Source organism: Pseudomonas sp. BJa5 (genome assembly GCF_030272875.2).
Classification (GTDB): domain Bacteria; phylum Pseudomonadota; class Gammaproteobacteria; order Pseudomonadales; family Pseudomonadaceae; genus Aquipseudomonas.
The window spans coordinates 55,894-74,657 of sequence record NZ_JALRNG020000003.1 but is presented as its reverse complement, the minus strand read 5'-3'; the positions used below and the strand labels follow the sequence as shown (position 1 = coordinate 74,657).

14 protein-coding genes and 1 pseudogene are annotated in these 18,764 nt (G+C 63.7%); 11 read left to right on the top strand and 4 right to left on the bottom strand.

Going from position 1 to position 18,764, the window contains the following annotated elements:
- The first annotated feature begins 49 nt into the window (after positions 1–49).
- A complete protein-coding gene (locus M2D63_RS02570; RefSeq protein ID WP_285861217.1) occupies positions 50–1,195 on the top strand; it encodes a patatin-like phospholipase family protein in 1,146 nt (381 codons plus the stop codon).
- A gap of 26 nt (positions 1,196–1,221) precedes the next feature.
- On the opposite strand, the gene M2D63_RS02565 is transcribed toward M2D63_RS02570, so the two are convergent.
- Positions 1,222–2,007 carry a VacJ family lipoprotein gene (locus M2D63_RS02565; protein ID WP_285861216.1) on the bottom strand — a complete coding sequence of 262 codons (786 nt, stop codon included), beginning with the start codon at positions 2,005–2,007 and terminating at the stop codon, positions 1,222–1,224.
- Entirely contained in the window at positions 2,000–3,298 is a 1,299-nt protein-coding gene (locus M2D63_RS02560) for a serine/threonine protein kinase (RefSeq protein ID WP_285861215.1), read from the bottom strand. Before M2D63_RS02560 ends, M2D63_RS02565 begins: the two co-directional genes overlap by 8 nt.
- 242 nt (positions 3,299–3,540) lie before the next feature.
- Here M2D63_RS02560 and M2D63_RS02555 point away from each other — a divergent pair, with 242 nt between their 5' ends.
- Complete coding sequence (locus tag M2D63_RS02555) at positions 3,541–3,903, top strand: hypothetical protein (protein ID WP_285861214.1); 363 nt, start codon at positions 3,541–3,543, stop codon at positions 3,901–3,903.
- Positions 3,904–3,952: 49 nt separating this feature from the next.
- Here M2D63_RS02555 and M2D63_RS02550 read toward each other — a convergent pair whose 3' ends face one another.
- Positions 3,953–5,539, bottom strand: a complete 1,587-nt coding sequence (locus tag M2D63_RS02550) for a beta (1-6) glucans synthase (protein WP_285861213.1) — start codon at positions 5,537–5,539, stop codon at positions 3,953–3,955.
- A 225-nt stretch (positions 5,540–5,764) separates the two neighbouring features.
- Here M2D63_RS02550 and M2D63_RS02545 point away from each other — a divergent pair, with 225 nt between their 5' ends.
- The 9 genes and pseudogenes from M2D63_RS02545 to M2D63_RS02505 form a co-directional block, all read left to right on the top strand.
- On the top strand, positions 5,765–6,613 hold the full coding sequence (locus M2D63_RS02545; protein ID WP_285861212.1) for a glycine betaine ABC transporter substrate-binding protein: 849 nt from the start codon (positions 5,765–5,767) through the stop codon (positions 6,611–6,613).
- A 192-nt stretch (positions 6,614–6,805) separates the two neighbouring features.
- The gene (locus tag M2D63_RS02540; protein ID WP_285861211.1) at positions 6,806–7,117 is read left to right on the top strand and encodes a DUF485 domain-containing protein; all 312 of its coding nucleotides are present in this window, start codon (positions 6,806–6,808) and stop codon (positions 7,115–7,117) included.
- Positions 7,114–8,772 carry a cation acetate symporter gene (locus tag M2D63_RS02535; protein WP_285861210.1) on the top strand — a complete coding sequence of 553 codons (1,659 nt, stop codon included), beginning with the start codon at positions 7,114–7,116 and terminating at the stop codon, positions 8,770–8,772. Before M2D63_RS02540 ends, M2D63_RS02535 begins: the two co-directional genes overlap by 4 nt.
- 212 nt (positions 8,773–8,984) lie before the next feature.
- Positions 8,985–9,464, top strand: a complete 480-nt coding sequence (locus M2D63_RS02530; RefSeq protein WP_285861209.1) for a CS1 type fimbrial major subunit — start codon at positions 8,985–8,987, stop codon at positions 9,462–9,464.
- 102 nt (positions 9,465–9,566) lie between these two features.
- Positions 9,567–12,080: a TcfC E-set like domain-containing protein gene (locus tag M2D63_RS02525; RefSeq protein ID WP_285861208.1), complete on the top strand. Its 2,514-nt coding sequence runs from the start codon at positions 9,567–9,569 to the stop codon at positions 12,078–12,080.
- Positions 12,081–12,123: 43 nt separating this feature from the next.
- Positions 12,124–13,332 (top strand): hypothetical protein, encoded by a 1,209-nt coding sequence (locus M2D63_RS02520; protein ID WP_285861207.1) that lies wholly within the window; start codon positions 12,124–12,126, stop codon positions 13,330–13,332.
- 299 nt (positions 13,333–13,631) lie between these two features.
- Positions 13,632–14,366, top strand: a complete 735-nt coding sequence (locus M2D63_RS02515; protein ID WP_285861206.1) for a molecular chaperone — start codon at positions 13,632–13,634, stop codon at positions 14,364–14,366.
- Positions 14,367–14,368: 2 nt separating this feature from the next.
- Positions 14,369–14,995: a response regulator transcription factor gene (locus tag M2D63_RS02510; protein WP_285861205.1), complete on the top strand. Its 627-nt coding sequence runs from the start codon at positions 14,369–14,371 to the stop codon at positions 14,993–14,995.
- 12 nt (positions 14,996–15,007) lie between these two features.
- Positions 15,008–18,532, top strand: a pseudogene (locus M2D63_RS02505) (transporter substrate-binding domain-containing protein); the annotation flags it as partial.
- Positions 18,533–18,595: 63 nt separating this feature from the next.
- On the opposite strand, the gene M2D63_RS02500 reads toward M2D63_RS02505, so the two are convergent.
- Positions 18,596–18,748, bottom strand: coding sequence for a DUF3309 family protein (locus tag M2D63_RS02500; RefSeq protein ID WP_013971433.1), 153 nt, complete (start codon positions 18,746–18,748; stop codon positions 18,596–18,598).
- Positions 18,749–18,764 lie beyond the last annotated feature (16 nt).

Below are 18,764 nucleotides of genomic sequence, written 5' to 3'. Positions count from 1 at the left end.
GCGGGCTTGCCCCGCGATGAATGCCCCACAAATCTGCCAGGGAAGCCACATGACAGCACCGATCACCGGTTTGATCCTCTCCGGCGGTGGCGCCCGCGCCGCCTACCAGGTCGGTGTGCTGGCCGGCATCGCCGACCTGCTGCCGCCAGGGGCGGCCAATCCCTTCCCGGTGATCGTCGGCACCTCGGCCGGTGCCATCAACGCCGTCACCCTGGCCAGCGGGGCGTTGCACTTTGCCGACGCGATCCGCCGCCTGACGAGCTTCTGGCAAGGCTTTCGCAGCCACCAGGTGCTGCGCAGCGACTGGCCCGGCGTCATACGCCAGGCCAGTCGATTCGTCGGCCACAACCTGCTGGGGCTCGGCGCACCGGTGCCGGTGGCATTGCTCGACAGCTCGCCGCTGCGCCAGCTGCTGCACCATAACCTGGACCTCAACGGCATCGGCCATGCCCTCGAACAGCAGCACCTGCACGCAGTGGCGGTGACGGCCTTCGGCTACGAGTCCGGCCAGGCGGTGACCTTCTACCAGGGCAAGGGCGCCATCGATCCCTGGCTACGCCACCGGCGCATCGGCCTGCCCACGCGCCTGACGGTCGAGCACCTGTTGGCCAGCTCGGCGATTCCCCTGCTGTTCGCGCCGGTCAAGCTGGGCGAGGAGTATTTCGGCGACGGCGCGGTGCGCCAGTCGGCCCCGATCAGTCCGGCCCTGCACCTGGGGGCCAGCCGGGTGCTGGTGGTCGGAGTCAGCGGCAACCCCCATCGTCCAACTGCGGAGCAGCCGCGGCCACGTATTTTCAGCGGGCAACAACCGAGCCTGGCGCAGATCGGCGGACACATGCTCAACAGTACCTTCATCGACAGCCTGGAAGATGACATCGAGCTGTTGCAGCGTCTCAATCACCTGAGCCACCTGATGCCCGAGCACCTGGAGCGTCGACGCCTGGGACTGGCGCCGGTGGAGGTGCTGGTGGTCGCGCCAAGCCAGCCGCTGGATGAAATCGCCGCCCGTCATCGCCGCGAGCTGCCGGCCGCCTTGCGCCTGTTCCTGCGCGGGCCGGGGGCGACCAAGACCAGCGGTGCGGGGGTGCTCAGCTACCTGCTGTTCGAGGCCGGGTATTGCAGCGAGCTGATCGAGCTGGGGCGGCGTGACGCCCTGGCCAAGCGCAGGGAGCTGGGCAACTTTCTCGGCCTGTAACCGCTGCCAGGGGCAGCGGCCATGGATCACTCGGCGATCTGAAGCTGGCGCGCCGAGGTGTAGACGTAGCGCACTTTCTCGTACTCGAACGGCGAGTTCAGCTGGCCATAACGGAGTTTGGTGGTGTAGCGCTTGTCGATGGCGCGCAGGACTACCACCTCCGGATGATTTTCGCTGACTTCTGCAACATTGAGGAAGTTGATCTGGTTCTCGGCGACGAAGTCCACCGCCAGGCCGCCGGTGTCGCGCAGGTTCGACGGGCCCAGGAATGGCAGCATCAGGTAAGGCCCGTCAGGCACGCCATAAAAACCCAGGGTCTGGCCGAAGTCTTCACTCTGGTGCGGCAGCCCCATTCTGGTGGCCGGGTCCCACAGGCCGGCGACACCGATGGTGGTGTTGAGCAGCAGGCGCGCGGTGATCTCCATCGAGCGCTTGCCCTTGAACTGCAGCAGGCTGTTGAGCAGGTTGGGCACATCGCCCAGGTTGCTGAAGAAGTTGCTGACGCCGGAGCGCACGAACTCCGGGGTGATATAGCGGTAGCCGCTGACCACCGGCAACGCCACCCACTGGTCGAAACGGTAGTTGAAGTGGTAGAGCCTGCGGTTCATCGCCTCGAATGGGTCATAGACGTTGAGCGCGGCCAGGGTCGAGCGCTCGAATTCGCGCTGGTCGAGGCCCGGATTGAACTTGAGTTCCTTGAGGGGTTCGGCGAAGCCGTCGGTGTCGATCACACTGGCACGTGGTGCGGTCTCGTCCGCCTGGGCCAGGCCGCAGGCCAGTAACGCAGAAGCAAACAGAAGAGGTTTAACCACGGAAAAACTCCAGCATGGCGTCGCTGTTGACGCGGTAGTTGAGGTTGCCGCAATGGCCGCCGTGGGGGTACAGGGTCAGGCGATCGCCAAAGGCACTGCGCAAAAAGCCCAGGTCGCCCGGGCCGAGGATAACGTCGTCGGCGTTGGTCATCACGGCGATCTTGGTGCTTTGCTGCAGGTAGTCCTTGAGGGCATAGAGGCTGACCTGGTCGACCAGTTGCAGCAGGCTGCCGCCGTCGGTGCGGGCCCGCCACATGGGGATGACCTGTTCGGTCAGGTAGCAGTCGAAGTCGCACTGCAGGGCACGTTTGAAGAACGGCGTGAGGCTGCTGCTCTCGGTGATCGGGTATTTGGGCGGGGTAATCAGCCCGCGGCGGTTGATCAGGTCGGAGGTGAAGGCAATATCGGCGGCGGAGAAGCGGAACGAGGTGCCGATGAGCATGGCCATCTGCTCGTTGCTCAGGTGCTGGCGTGACTCCTGGAAGTCATAGAGCAGGGCGTCGTTGAGGTCGATGTAGCCTTTTTGCTGGAAGTAGCGGGTCAGTTTGTTCAGCACCAGCTCGTAGAAGGTGGTGCTGTTGTTGACGCCCTTGACCTCGGTCTGCACCAGCTTGTCCAGGTTGGTGACCGAGGTGTAGAGGTTGACCGGCGGGTTGAGCAGCAGCACGCGCTTGAAGTTGAAGCTGCGCCGGGTTTCGTCCAGGTGGCTGACGAACGCGGCGTCCAGGGCGCCGAGGCTGTAGCCGCTGAGGTAGAACTCGCTGACCGCCAGGTGCGGGTGCTGGGCGCGCACGCCTTGCATGACCCGGTACAGGTCTTCGGCGTCATCGCGGCTGACGCCGGGGGTGGCGTAGCGCGAAGCCGAGGTCATGAAATCGAAGCTGGTCGGCGAGGACAGCTGCACCACATGGTAGCCGGCCTTGTAGAAGAGCTTTTTCAGGTATTCGTTGATGCTGCTGGAGTAGGGCGCGCCGGTACCGGCAATGAGGAAGATCAGCGGCGCCTCGTGGTCCTGGCGCGCCAGGCGGTACTTGAGTCGCTTCACCGCCCAGAAGTTGTCGGGCAGGGTGAAGGCGCGCTCCGGGCGTATGTTCAGGCTGTAGTCGGCCTGGGTGATGTCATCGTCGCTGGGCAACTCCGGTCGCAGCTCCGGTGGCGTGGTGGCGATGGTCGCCTCGAACGGGTTGGTCAGCGGGTAGCCGTAGCTGGCGGCATCGACATCCTGCGCCGACGCGGACGCACTCAGAATAAGGCCGCAGGCGAAAGCAGCGAGGCGGAGTAAACGAAGCATGACGGGTCCCCAAAAAAGCAGCAGCAAAGTGCATTACGCAGGCTAGGACCCTTGGGTCCCCGGCAAAGTTGCCTGGCGCTCCTGCATTTATCGTCCCAAATGTTGCCGGTTGCGACTGTGACGCAGCAACAATTGGTTCCATTTATCTTCTGTTCAAAGTAGCCGAGGTTGGCGCTTTTGCCTTGCATAGAGCGCCTGGGCCATTATGCTGGGCGCCGATTTCGAAGATTACGGAGCCCCCAATGTCCCGCCGTTTGCCACTGATCGCCTTGTTGCTGTTCCTGCCCCTGTGGCTGGCGGCCAGTTATGGGGTGCGCTATGAGCTGATGGAGGATGCCCAGTGGGTCGGGGTCTGTGCCGAGCAGGCCCAGCTCTGGCAATGCCAGGCGCGCTCGGTCATGGGCCTGCTGATTCACTTCCGGGTGATTGCCTGGACGGCCTTGGCGCTGGCGCTGCTGGCCCTGCTGCTGCCCGCACGGGCGGGCTGGCGGACGGCCGTGCTGGCGCTGGTGTGCGGGATTCCGGCGCTGGTGTTGTACAGCGCCTCGATTGCGGTGTTTGCCGTGGTGCTGGCGGGGTTGCGGTTGGTGCGGCGCTCCAGCTGATGCTTGACCGGTGCAGGAGCGGGCTTGCCCCGTGATCGCGGTGTGTCAGTCACATTGCATCGCGGGGCAAGCCCGCTCCCACAGGCAACATCCGAACCCGCAAGCTCCGCCACAATGCCCCCACCATCAGCACATTGACTCCGGCCCAGACCAGCGCCTGCTGGTTGCTCAGGCCCTCACGGAACAGCTGCGGGGCGATCCCGGCGCCGACGATGAAGGCCAGCAGGCCGATCTCGGCCCGTGGCCCACGCACCGGGCGCAGCAGGTAGACCACCGCCGGTAGCACCAGCGCAGCGCTCGGGAAGCTGCGATAGCGCGGGTCGAACACCAGTGCCAGCATGCTCACCGCAGCGGCGAAGCCAGCCGCAGCCAGCCACCAGCCAGCCCGTGCCTCCAGCCAGGCGAAGGCCCGCTGGCGCCAACCTTCGCGTTGCGCCAGCGCCAGGGCGCCATGGGCCAGCACGACCAGGTTCAATCCGGCCAGCAACAGCGCCCAGACCCATTCACCGGCAAAGCGGCTGTTGATCCGCACCAGTTCGCCCCACAGTCCCAGGCTGGCCGCACCCAGCGCTGCCAGCAGGGGCAGCAACAGGGCCGCGCGCGTACCCCGCACACGCCCGGCCAGCAGCAGGGTGGCGAAGAACAGCACGCTGCAGGCGCCCAGCCATTGCGGCCAGAGCGCCAGGTTGCTGACCGGGCCTTCGAGGATGCCCTTGTCCTGGCGGTCGGCGTCGTACAGGCCCCAGTAGCCGCCCACCGCACCTTCGCTGGCGCGTTTCCAGGGCTGGTCGAAGGCTTCGATCAGGTTGTAGTGCCAGCCATGTTGCTCGGCCATGGCGACGAAGCCGCGTATGAAACGCGCTTCGTTGACCGGGCTGGGCAGGGCGGTTTCGCGCTGGCGGCCCTCGCTGGGCCAGCCGGTCTCGCCGATGACGATATCCTTGGGCGCAAAGCGGTTGCCGAACACCTGGCGGATTTCGCCGACATGCGCCAGGGCATCGTCGATGCCCCGCGGATCATCTTCCCAGTAGGGCAGCAGGTGGATGGTCAGGAAGTCCACTGCCGGGGCGATTTGTGGATACTGCAACCAGAACTCCCAGACGTCGGCATAGGTGACCGGCACGCTCACCTGGCTTTTCACCTGATGGATCAGGCTGGCCAGTTGCGCGCCGGTGACTTCCTTGCGCAGCAGGGTTTCATTGCCGACGATCACCGCCTTGACCACGTCCGGGTTGGCGTTGGCCGAGGCGATCAGGGCCTTGACCTCTTTCTGGGTGTCCACCGGGTTGGCATTGACCCAGGCGCCGAGCATGACCTTCAGACCATGCTTGCGGGCCAGGTCCGGAATGGCTTCCAGTCCGGTCATCGAGTAGGTGCGGATGCACTCGAAGCGCTGGGCCAGCAGGGCGAGGTCGGCGTCCATGCGCGCCGGGCGCAGCTTGAACGGCTGGTCGAAGGGCGACTGGTCCTTGTCGAACGGAGTGTAGGACGCGCACTGCAGTTTGTGCGAAGCGCTGGCCGCGTCAGGCAGCACCACCGGCTTGCCCAGGCCGTACCAGAGCCCTCCCAGCGCCAGCAGGCCGAGCAGGCAGGCGAACAGATAGGGCAATAGCGGGAAGCGGGCAGTCGAGGACATGGATCAGGCCATCAGGGAACAAAGCCGCCAATAGTACCCGCAAATGGTCCGGGCTAAAGCCTTGAAGCACAAAGTTCACCGGGCTGGATGTTGCTTGATGTAACGGTTCGCGTTGCTGGCTTTGTGATGTCGTTTCTCGATGCCTTGAGGTCGCTGCCAGAGCAGGTCAGGGGCCATGCGCGGTTGATGATGCAGCTTCCGTTGACGTGACGAGGGGAAGCTTTGATGAAAATGCGACGACTCCTGGGCGTGGGCACCGCCCTGATGATGGCCGTTGGCGCTGGGCAAGCGCTGGCCAAGGAAGTGAGCATCGGCTACGTCGATGGCTGGTCCGACAGTGTGGCGACCACCAACGTGGCCGCTGAAGTGATCAGGCAGAAACTCGGTTACGACGTCAAGCTGCAGGCCGTGGCCACCGGCATCATGTGGCAGGGGGTGGCCACCGGCAAGCTCGACGCCATGCTCTCGGCCTGGCTGCCGGTGACCCACGGTGATTACTGGAGCAAGAACAAGGACAGCGTGGTCGACTACGGCCCCAACTTCAAGGACGCCAAGATCGGCCTGATCGTGCCGGAGTACGTCAAGGCGCAGTCGCTGGCCGACCTGAAGACCGATACCAGCTTCAAGAACCGCATCGTCGGCATCGATGCCGGCTCCGGGGTGATGCTCAAGACCGACCAGGCCATCAAGGACTACGGCCTGACCGGCTACAACCTCAAGGCCAGTTCCGGGGCGGGGATGATCGCCGAACTGACCCGCGCCGAGAAAAAGAACGAATCCATCGCGGTCACCGGTTGGGTGCCGCACTGGATGTTCGCCAAGTGGAAGCTGCGCTTCCTTGAAGACCCCAAAGGCGTGTACGGCGCCGCCGAGACCGTCAACAGCATCGGCAGCAAGGAGCTGGCAAGCAAGGCGCCGGAAGTGGCCGACTTCCTGAAAAAGTTCCAGTGGCAATCCAAGGATGAAATCGGCGAGGTCATGTTGGCCATTCAAGAGGGCGCAAAACCCGAAGTCGCCGCCAGGGACTGGGTGGCCAAGCACCCTGAGCGCGTGGCCGAGTGGACGGCCAAATAATGGCTTGAAGCCTCTATTCGGCACCTTACAGGGCCGCCGCACCAGAAAGGTGCTGCGGCCCTTGTCGTTTCTGGCTGTTACCGAATCGGTAAAACAGTGTTGCATCTAAGACTAAGGTCGTCTGGAGCGCGTCCAAAGGCAGCATAAAGTGGGGGTGGGTTCTACCTAATCTGTGCTGCGAGGACAAAAACAATGAACGACAGCATTTACCTCTCGATACAAAACAGCTCGCGGTTCAAGGAGCTGGTGTCAAAGCGCGAACGCTTCGCCTGGATTCTCTCGGCGATCATGCTCGGCCTCTATTCCGCCTTCATCCTGTTGATCGCCTACGGCCCGCAAGTCCTTGGGACCAAGCTCAGCCCTGATTCGTCGATCACCTGGGGCATTCCCCTGGGCGTTGGTCTGATCGTGTCGGCGTTCATCCTCACCGGTATCTACGTACGTCGTGCCAACGGTGAGTTCGATGAACTGAACAAGGCGATTCTGAAGGAGGCTCAGCAATGATCCGGCGTCTACTGGCAACCCTGGCCTTCGGCGCTTTCGCACCCGCCGTCTGGGCCGCCGACGCCCTCACCGGCGCGGTGCAGAAGCAACCCCTGAACATGGCCGCGATCCTGATGTTCGTCGCCTTCGTCGGTGCCACCCTGTGCATCACCTACTGGGCCTCCAAGCGTAACAACTCTGCTTCCGACTACTATGCCGCTGGCGGGCGTATCACCGGTTTCCAGAATGGCCTGGCGATTGCCGGCGACTACATGTCGGCAGCCTCCTTCCTGGGTATTTCCGCCCTGGTGTTCACCTCCGGCTACGATGGCCTGATCTACTCGATCGGCTTTTTGGTCGGCTGGCCGATCATCCTGTTCCTGATCGCCGAACGCCTGCGCAACCTGGGTAAATACACCTTTGCCGACGTGGCCTCCTATCGCCTGGGGCAGAAGGAAATCCGCACCCTGTCGGCCTCGGGCTCGCTGGTGGTGGTGGCCTTCTACCTGATCGCGCAGATGGTCGGTGCCGGCAAGCTGATCCAGCTGCTGTTCGGCCTGGACTACCATGTGGCGGTGGTCCTGGTGGGTATCCTGATGTGCCTGTACGTGCTGTTCGGCGGCATGCTGGCTACCACTTGGGTACAGATCATCAAGGCAGTGCTGCTGCTCTCCGGTGCCAGCTTCATGGCGCTGATGGTCATGAAACACGTCAACTTCGACTTCAACCTGCTGTTCTCCCAGGCCATCGAGGTTCACCCCAAAGGTGAAGCGATCATGAGCCCGGGCGGCCTGGTGAAAGATCCGGTGTCGGCGTTCTCCCTGGGCCTGGCGCTGATGTTCGGCACGGCCGGCCTGCCGCACATCCTGATGCGCTTCTTCACCGTCAGCGACGCCAAGGAAGCGCGCAAGAGCGTGCTGTATGCCACCGGTTTCATTGGTTACTTCTACATCCTGACCTTCATCATCGGCTTCGGCGCGATCCTGCTGGTCAGCACCAACCCGACCTTCAAGGACGCTGCTGGCGCCCTGATCGGCGGCAACAACATGGCCGCGGTGCACCTGGCCGATGCCGTGGGTGGCAGTGTGTTCCTGGGCTTCATCTCGGCAGTGGCCTTCGCCACCATCCTGGCGGTGGTCGCCGGCTTGACCCTGGCCGGCGCTTCGGCGGTGTCCCATGACCTGTATGCCAGCGTGATCAAGAAAGGCAAGGCCAACGAGAAGGACGAGATCCGCGTGTCGAAGATCACCACCATCGCCCTGGCGGTGCTGGCGATCGGCCTGGGCATCCTGTTCGAAAGCCAGAACATCGCCTTCATGGTCGGCCTGGCGTTCTCGATTGCCGCCAGCTGCAACTTCCCGGTACTGCTGCTCTCGATGTACTGGAAGAAGCTGACCACCCGTGGCGCCATGATCGGCGGCTGGATGGGCCTGGTCAGTGCGGTGGCGCTGATGATCCTTGGCCCGACCATCTGGGTACAGATCCTCGGCCACGAGAAAGCCATCTACCCGTACGAGTACCCGGCGCTGTTCTCGATGCTGATCGCCTTTGCCGGTATCTGGTTCTTCTCGGTCACCGACAAGTCCCAGGCAGCGGATAAAGAGCGTGCGCTGTTCTTCCCGCAGTTCGTTCGCTCGCAGACCGGCCTGGGTGCCAGTGGTGCGGTTTCCCACTGATTCCTGCGCCTGAGTAGACAAACGCCCCGCTAGCCGGGGCGTTTTTTATTCGGAAATTTATCTCGGCCGCTAGGAAATTTCCTTGGAGCGGCCGGAGCCTTCCTGCTCTTTGTAAGCCTGCGCTTACGAATAATTCCTCCAGCCAACAGCATGTCGCTGTATCGGCCTGATACCTGACGCCTTGTTGCAGGTTCTATCGAGGAGAGATATTCGTGAAAAAGATTTTCCTGGCGCTGCCGCTTGCCCTTCTTACTTCCACTTCGGCCTTTGCCCTTGATCCGATCGAAAAACAAGTGCAGGTCACAGCCCAGATCCCGACCGAGAGCTTCTATGTCGAGCCGGTGGGCGGCAACTGGATGAACGATCCGCAGCAATTGGGTTGGGATGCGGTCCGCGAACAGCTGCAACCTGTTCGCAAGCAGTTGCAGGTCAAGAGCACTACCGGTCCGATCTCGGCCTATCTGCTGTCGCCGGCCGTCATCAGCAGTGGTGGCAACAACATCGGCCTGAACGTCAAGGTCGCCGACACGGTGCTCAGCACCAGCGCCACCGAGGTGGTCAATGCAGCAGATGCCGCGCCGGGCACCGTGGTCGGCTTCGAGATTGCCGCGCAGCCTGCAGGCGCTGGCGGTTACGTGCCAGGCAACTATCAGGGGTTGGTCAGCATGATATTCGAGACCCCTGCACCGTAACACCTTACCGGTCAGCTGATTCCCCTTCATCCGTCCCTGTCCACCTTCGACTCGCGCGCCTCGGCGCGCGGGCGAGGGTGGCGGCTGCCTGTAAGCATGGTTATGGCCACTTCTTTTCCTTCCGTTGTTACATTGCGCTGGCTGCTGGGCGGCGCCGCGTGCCTTGGCCTGCTGCCGGCCTGGGGCGACACGCCGCGTGCCGCACTGTCGGGGCTTGGCCAGACGCAGGGCCTGCCGCGTGAGTTCGAAGAGCATTTCTTCGATGTGCCGCTGGCGGTCCGGGTCGATCTGGACGGTCGCTACCTGGGCGATGCCATGGTGGTGCTGTCTCGCGACGTGCGCGTGCAACTGCTCGAATTCACCGACACCCAGGACAGTCGCGAGCCCCCGGCGGTGCGGCGGCGCTGGCAGGAGCGCCTGGCCAACGCACGGCCCCTGGGCGATTGCCGGCAGGACTGCCCCGATGGCTTGCGCGCGGTGCATTACAGCCTGGTCAATTCGCAACTGTCGCTGCTTACCCGCAATGCCGAGGCCGACACTGCCAGCGAGCGCTACCATGCCTTGCCTGAACAGGGCAGCTACGGGCTGCTGCTGCGCAACCAGCTCAACCTGGTCGATGACGGCAGCCAGACCAGTGGCCGTTACGCCATTCAGGGGCAGGGTAGCGTGGGTAACTGGACCACCCTGGCCGATGCCCGTTTCGACCGTGGTGCCGACAGCCAGGCGGGCACGCTGCACCGGGTGGAGCAGTTGTACGCCGAGCGCATCAACGAGGCGCAGTTTTACCGCCTGGGCTATTTCACCCCGGGCGCTCAAGGCCTGACCCGCCAGCCGCGCCTGTTGGGCAACAGCCCGGACACCACCCTGGGCCTGATGTTCGGCAGCAGCGACAGCCTGGCGGTGGACAGCGGGGTGCCCAGCGCCACGCCCATCTATGTCACGCCCAACCGCCCGGGCGTGGTCGAGATCTATCGCAACGGCGTGCTGATCAACAGCCAGCCGGTGCAGCCCGGCTTGCAGGCCCTGGATACCCGGGTGTTGCCCGGTGGCATCTATGAGGTCGAGGTGCGCCTGGTCGAAGACGGCGAAGTCACTTCGCGCAGCGAGGAGTTCATCTACAAGCCGTCGAACTGGAGCAACGTCGACTCACCCTGGCGCTACAACCTGTACCTGGGACGCCAGAGCAGCCTGCTCAGCAACTGGGACGAGGACCACGACAACAGCCTGAGCGCCGGGGTCATGGCCAACTACCTGCTGCACCCACGGGCGATCCTCGGGGTGTCGGCCCAGCGCATCGACGAGGCCATGCAGTACGGCACCTCGCTGGACTGGGATGTGCTGGAGCGCTTCAAGCTCTATGGCAATGTGTTCCAGAGCGAAGGGCGGGGCAACGGCTACGACCTGCAGGCCATCTACAACCATCAACATGGTTCGCTGGTGTTCAGCCAGAGCCAGTCCTGGCTGGAAACCACCCGCTCGGACGCGGCCAGCGGCGAAGTGTCCGGGCGTCAGCAGGTCAACCAGAGTGCGCTGTCGCTGAACCATCGGGTCGATCACCGTAGCACGGCCACTGTGCGCGTCTCGCACAGCACGGGTGCGGCCAACGGCACCGGTGTCGACTTGGGTTGGGCCCATTACGGCAAGCTGTTGGGCTCGGACGCCAACTGGCGCCTGTCGCTGTTCGACCGCCCGGGTACTGCCAGTTCCGGCGATGCGCGCAATCGCGGGGTCAACCTGAGCTTGAGCATGAGCCTCGGCGGGCCGGGCCGGCGGCTGTCGGCCAGTGTCGGCAGCCGTACCTCGCGCGATGGCGGTCGCGACCAGAACGCGTCGCTGGGTTACCAGCAGGATGTCGATTTCGGCGCCCTGCACAGCGTCGGTGCCACGGCCACGGTGGACCGCTACGGCACGGGCCTGGCCGGCAACACCCAGTTCCAGAACAGCATCCTGCATGGCGATGCCTACGCCCAGTCTTCGTCCTACAACGGCGAAGTCAGTGCTGGCCTGAACCTGGAAAGCATCGTCGCCCTGGGAGCGGGCAAAGTGGCCATGACCGGCCAGTACCTGCCCCATGAAGCGGGGTTGATTGTCGATGTCGAGTCGGACGTCGATGGGCTGCAATTGCGCGCCGACGATCACCAGGGCCATACCGCGACCTTGCGCCCCGGGCGCAATGTGATTCCGGTGTCGGCCTACAAGGCCGGCCATGTGCAGTTCGATTTTGCCGGGCACGAGGCCACGGCGGCGGTGATCCAGCCCTCCAGCGTCGACTATCACCTCAACCGCGGCGGTGTCGACTACCGCCAGTTGCGGGTATTGCGCACGGTCACGGTGCTCGGGCGCTTGCTCGATGCCCAGGGCAGCCCCCTGCGTGGGGCCCAGGTGATCAACCATGCCAGCCGCAGCGTCAGCGAGGCCGATGGTTTCTTTGCGGTGGAAATGAGTGCCTCGACCCCGACCCTGGAAGTGCGGCATGGCGGCGCCACTGCCTGCCTGCTCACCCTCGATCCCGAGGCCATGACCCAGGAAGGCGAGGTGTGGTTGGCCGGGGATCAGGTTTGCACGGCGCCAGGCCTGGCGGCTGCGGATGCCAGCTCGTCAGGGGGAGAGAGTTGATGGACAAGCTTTTTTGCTCATTCGACGTTTATCGAGGTTACACATGAGTCTTTTTCGAATGGTCATGCCTGCCCGGCGAGTAGCTGGCGCAGGTCTAGCAGCGTTACTGGGGTTGAGCGCAGGGTTCGAGGTGCCGGTGAGTCTGGCGGCAGAAATGACAATCAGTGCGCGTTATCGAGGCGATGCTTCGGGACAGTTCGAGAACACAACGCCGCCGGCGGCGTTCTGCTCGGAATATGCGGCCGATTGCAGTGGAAAGGCAACGGCCCAAGTGCCGTTCACTTACACGAAAACCAGCATCAAGGAGGCACCTGACCTGTCCAGCCGCTTCATTGTCAGGGTGCCGAATGATTTGAACGTGTTAGTAACGAATGAGCAGGGGGATAGCTTTTCGGCGCGTATTCGGATCAACGCATTTAGCCAGAGGGTACAAGGCACCATCGATACCAATCCGATTTATAGCGACGGACCGACATCGGGATCGGGCTGCACCGGAATGGGCAGCAGAGAATATGGTTCGTCTATGAGTTATCTCTGGGCGAATCATACTTTCGAAATCCGGCCCTGCTATTCCGACAATCGTGACGCATTGGTTGGGCAAGCCCATGTCTCGGATGTCGACAACATGGGAATCATCTACACCTTGTTCACTCCATCGCCCACGACGATGCGGGGTGGAATTTATCGGGGCAGTGCGACCTTCAGTGTTGGGGGAGGGGATTTCGACTTCGGCCGCAACGTGACCAACCTCAACAGCCCCACCTTGACGGTCAACGTCGAACTGGATGTGCAACACAGTTTTGACCTGGAGTTCGCGCCGGGAAGCGAGCGCGTGATACTTGAGCCTCCCGGAGGCTGGGAGGCATGGGGCAATGGCGGGCAGGCGCCCCCGAGGTTGTACCACGATGTGCCTCTTCGCATCTGGGCCAGTGGCCCGTTCAGTGTCTACCTACGGTGCGAGGATTACGTGTTGGGAGGCTGTGCCATCCGTAGACCCGGAAATCACCCTGCGGCAGCACTCTTTACCTCACTGACACTGCCAGACGACATTCGAATGAAGAACGGGGGCGGCAGTGTCCGCCGGATGCGGCTCGGCCAGCAACAACAGGCGCTTGAGCCAAGTCGGGCAGTGTCAGGTCTACCGGGCGAATTGCACTTTCAGGTGGAGGGGAGTTTTCTGTCCGAGATGTTGCGGTGGCCAGGCAGCTCGTGGACGGCGGGGGTCACGGTGGTATTCGATGCGAGCCTATAGCGATCCGTTTCCGGTGGGCCGTCGAGGTGACGCACCAGGGGATGGGTGAGCATCATCAACTGACACTCGAGATCGTCTCTTGAACATTCCTGCCGTGCGCGAATCAGCGTTGCTCGTTGAGCCGCAGGTACCCGCCAACGCCACCGTGATCTTCGACGCGGATGTTTAGCTTCCTTCTGATTCCTGCGAATTAACGAACCATTGCCTCAGAAATTTCCTGCCTGTGTTTCAGACCCGCCAAGGGTCGATGGGCAGTAATATTAATTTGCCACATCGCAGCTTTGCTTCGAGGTACGAAAATGACTCTTCGCTGGTTGTTCTCCTTGTGTGTGCTCCTGTCTGCCAGCACTTTGCAGGCGGCCCCGGAACTCAATGTCGGTACCCTCTACGATTACCTGGAGGGTGGTAAAAGCACCTTGCTCAAACGGGTGCGCAACGGTGGCGACACCACGGCCTTCGTCAAGGTCAGCGTGGCCGAACTGGTCTATGACAGCCAGGGCGTCGCCCGCGAGGTGGAGCTCGACAGCCTGGCCCTGGCCGAGCGCGGCCTGGTGGCCAGCCCGGCGCGGCTGATCGTGCCGGCCAACGGCATGCAGGCGGTGCGCCTCTTGTACCGCGGCGAGCGCGACCGCGAGCGTTACTTCCGGGTGCGTTTCATCCCGGTGCTGCCGGAAAGCAACGATGGTTTCGCCATCAGCGAGGACGAAGCCGAGGATTACCGCGACAGCCTCAAGGCCGGGGTCAATCTGCTCGCCGGCTACGGTTCGCTGGTGTTCGTGCGTCCGGCCGACACCCGCTACCAGACGCCGATCGAGCACAAAGGCGCCGGCTTGAGCATTGCCAACCAGGGCAATGCCACTATCGTTCTGGACCACTTCCGTCATTGCGAACCCGCTGGCCGCGAGTGCGCGACAGCAACCAAACATCATGTGCTGCCGGGCCGGGTGCGCGAGTTTTCCGCCCAGCCCGGGCGGCTGTATCGATTCGAATTGCTCGAAGGCGACAGCCGTCGGGAAATGACCTTCAAGGGCTGACCATGCACAAAGCGCTCGTCGTCGATGATCATCCCTTCATCCGCTCCACTGTCTGCACCCTGTTGCGCCAGGACCGCCTGGAGGTCATCGGCCAGGCCGACAATGGCCTGGATGCGGTGCGCATGGCCCGCGAGTGCGTGCCGGACATCATGATCCTCGACATCACCTTGCCCGGGCTCGACGGCCTTGAGGTGATTGCCCGCACCCGGACCATGGAGCGACCGGCCAAGGTGCTGGTGCTGACCTCGCAGCAGGCCGATTATTTCTCCTTGCGCTGCATGCGTGCCGGGGCGCTGGGCTTCGTCTCCAAGTCCGATGATCTGGATGAGCTGAGCAAGGCGGTGACGGCGGTGCTCTCAGGCTTCACTTACTTTCCGGCGGTGGCCTTCAGTTCGGTGAACCGCCAGGACATGCAGGCCACCGAAGCACAGCGCATCGCCAGCCTGAGCGACCGCGAGCTGATGATCCTGCAACAACTGGCGCGTGGCTTGAGCAACAAGGCCATTGGTGAAGCGATGCTGTTGAGCAACAAGACCATCAGTACCTACAAGACCCGATTGATCGAGAAACTCAGGGTGAAGTCCCAGGTTGACCTGGCGGATGTCGCCAGGCGCAACCAGCTGATCTAGTCCTGCCAGGCTGTGGGAAAGTATGCGCTGCTGTTGCTGTTGTTGTGCTATCTGTCACCTGTCCTGGCAGGCGATGGCGCGCCTCGCCTGCACGGACGCAGCACGCTCACCGGCCCGCGCCTGCAACTGGCCGACAGTGACCAGCGCTGGCTGTGGGCGCATCGCCAGCTGCGCCTTGGGGTGGTGCGGCCCGACAAGCCGCCATTCGATATCCTCGGCACCGGTCGACAGTTCGAAGGGATCAGCGCCGACTATGCCCAATTGATCGCCGTGCAACTGAACCTGGGGGTCGAGGTGCGTACCTATGACACCTTCACCTCTGCCGTGAGCGCATTGCAGGCTGGCGACATCGATCTGTTGAGCAGTGTCACCGCCACCCAGGCCCAGCAAGCGGGGCTGCGCCTGTCCCAGGCCTATGCTTCCGACTGGCCGGTGCTCGCCAGCCGCGATGGCAGTCCCGAGGCAAAAGGGTCGGTACGCGTGGCGATGGTGCAGGGCTATCGGTCTGTCGAACACGTCACGCAGTTGTACCCCCAGGCCCAGGTGCTGACGTTTCCTTCGACCCTGGGCGCCATGGCGGCCGTCGCCCTTGGACAGGCCGAGCTGTACCTGGGCAATGCCCAGGCCAGCTGGCACCAGTTGGCCAAGCGGCAATTCGACAACCTGAAGATCGAAGGCTATGCAGCCGTGCCTGGCCAGCCGATCGGTTTTGCCGTGGCGCAGCGCAGCGGACCCTTGCCACGGCTGATCAACCGGGTGCTGGTCAGTATCGACGACGCCCAGCACGAACGTATCCAGCGGCGCTGGAACGCCGTGGAGCCGGGCTGGCGAGACCGGACCCGGATCACACTGAGCACGGCCGAGCAGCGCTGGCTGGACAGCAATCCCCGGGTGCGGGTGGTGGTCGATGAACAGTTCCTGCCGTTCAGCTACCGCGACGCCCAGGGCCGTCATCGCGGCCTGAGCATCGATTTGTTGCTGCGTATCGGGCGCATGACCGGGCTGAATTTCGAGATCATCCAGGGCGGCACAATGGCCCGGATGATCGAGCAATTGCACCAGGGCGATGTCCAGGTCATGGCTGTGTCGACGCCCAGTACCCTGCGCGAGAAGCAACTGAGCTTCACCCGTGCCTATTTCAGCACCGCCCGGGTGCTGGTCACGCGCCAATCGGCGCAGGCACCGACCGGCCTGGAGCAACTGGCGGGGCAACGCCTGGCGCTGATCCATGGCAGCGCCCTGGAAGATGCCCTGCGCCGCGACCATCCGCAGATCGCGCAGGTGGTGGCGCAGAGCCCGGCCGACGCCTTGCGTCTGGTCGCCCAGGGGCAGGCGGACGCTGCGGTGCTGGCCCTGGAGGCGGCACGCTATCTGGTCGCCCGCAGCTACCCGGAGCAACTGAAGGTCAGCGCCGCCCTGGCCCTTGAACCCGTGCACCTGGCCCTGGCCACGGCGCGCGGCGCGCGGGAGTTGCATTCGATCCTGGACAAGGCGCTGTTGGGCCTGACCCCGCAGGAACTGGGCGAATTGCTCCAGGGCTGGCGCAACGAAGTGATCGTCGCCGAAGGCTTCTGGCCAAGGCTGCGCTGGCGGATCCTGCAGGGTAGCGCCGTGGCGGCGGCGGTCGTGCTGCTGGCGCTGTTATGGATCCGCGCCTTGCGCCGCCAGGTCCGCCTGCGTGAGCAGGCCGAGCGGGTGCTGGCCGATCAGCTCGACTTCATGCGCGAGATGATCGATCGCATGCCCCACCCGATCTATGTGTGCGACGACAAGGGGCGCCTGCTGGCCTGTAACAGCAGCTACCTGGAAACCCTCGGTGTGTCGCTCGAATCGGTGATCGGGCAACCGGTGGGCGAGTCCGAGGCGCTGGCCTGGCAGCGGGTGTGGCGCGAGGTGCTGCGTACCGGCGAGGTCAACGTCGAGGATTGCCAGGTGGTGCTGGGCAATGGCCGGCAGATGACCCTCAACCACTGGATGTTGCCCTATCGCCACCAACGCCAGGGGCATGTCGGAGTGATCGCTGGCTGGATCGATGTCACTGACCGCCAGCGCCTGCAGGTCCGCCTGCAAGGTGCCAAGCGGGAGGCCGAGCGCGCCAACCTGGCCAAGACGCACTTCCTTGCCACCATGAGTCACGAAATCCGCACCCCCATGAATGCGCTGCTGGGCATGCTTGAGCTGTCCTTGCGCAAGGCCCGCCAGGGGGTGGCGGACCGGCTGTCGATCGAGGTCGCCTCGGATGCCGCGCGCGGCTTGTTGGCGCTGGTCGGCGATATTCTCGATGTCTCGCGCATCGAGGCCGGCCAGTTGCAGGTGGTGCTGCGACGGACACAGGTGCGGGCCGAGGTGGAAGCGGTGGTGCGGCTGTTCGAACAGCAGGCGCGTGACAAGGGGCTGGCACTGCTGGTGGATTATCAAGGGTCGGTGGACACCCAACTGATGCTCGATCCGATGCGCTTTCGGCAAGTGCTCGGCAATCTGCTGAGCAATGCCCTCAAGTTCACCCCGGCCGGTCACGTACGGATTCGCCTTGGCCTGCACCCGCAAGGGGAACGGCTGGCGCTGGCCATGAGTGTCGAAGACACCGGCATCGGCATTCCTCCCGCCGAGTTGGCGCAGCTCGGTGAAGCGTTCCGTCAGGCCAGCAATTGCAACCAGTCAGCGCGCCGCGGCAGCGGTCTTGGCCTGAACATCAGTCGGACCCTGTGTCGGCTGATGGGGGGCAGCTTGCAGTTGCATAGTCGCCTGGGGGCAGGCACCCGGGTCGAAGTGAAACTGCTGCTGGAGCGGGCCAAGGGCGAGGGCGACGAGCCGGCTGGCACCAGCGGCCCGGAGGACAACCTGGCGCAGGCTCGCTTGCGCGTGCTGGTGGTGGAGGATTACCCGCCCAACCGGTTGCTGCTGGTACAACAACTGGAGTACCTCGGTCATGAGGTCAGCGTGGCCGAAGAGGGGGGGCAGGCATTGCGTGCCTTCCTCGGCGAACGCTTCGATGTGGTGATCAGCGATTGCAACATGCCCGGGCTCGATGGCTATGCCCTGGTGCGGGCGATACGGCTGCATGAGTCCCGCTGTCAGGCGCCGCCTTGCCTGGTGCTGGGCATCACCGCCAATGCCCTGGCGGGAGAGCGCCAGCGCTGCCTGGCGGTGGGCATGAATGATTGCCTGTTCAAGCCCCTGAGCCTGGAGGCGTTGGCTGACGGACTCGATCGGCACACGCCGTCGGCAAAGCGCGATTGCCCGCCTGACGGGGCGCTTGAATCCCTGTTCCGCCTGGCCCGGGGCAACAGCTTGGCAGCCCGGGCGCTGCTCGAGGACTTGCTGCGCTGCAACCGCCAGGATCTCAAACAGTTGATGCTGGCTCTGCGGGTCAATGACCGGGCAGCCCTGGTGGCGCTCGCCCACAGGATCAAGGGTGGGGCAAGGATGATCAAGGCCGGCGAGCTGGTGGTCGCCTGTGAAGCGCTGGAACGCGCAGATGTCGGTACCCGGGCGCTGCGTCAACACGGCTGGGCTGTGCGGCAAGCCCTGCTGGCACTGCAGGCGAGCCTGCTGCAGGCCCGGCGCCAGTTGGATGCTGGCGGCCGGGCTGGCCAGGGGTCATATCATGCCCAACAGCAAAAGCACCAGCAGCACCACCAGCACGACGCCGATGATGCCCGAGGGGCCATAGCCCCAGCTTCGCGAATGGGGGAAAACCGGTAAGCCACCAATCAACAGCAGGATCAGGATGATGATGAGTATCGTGGTCATGTCGGAATCCTTGCAT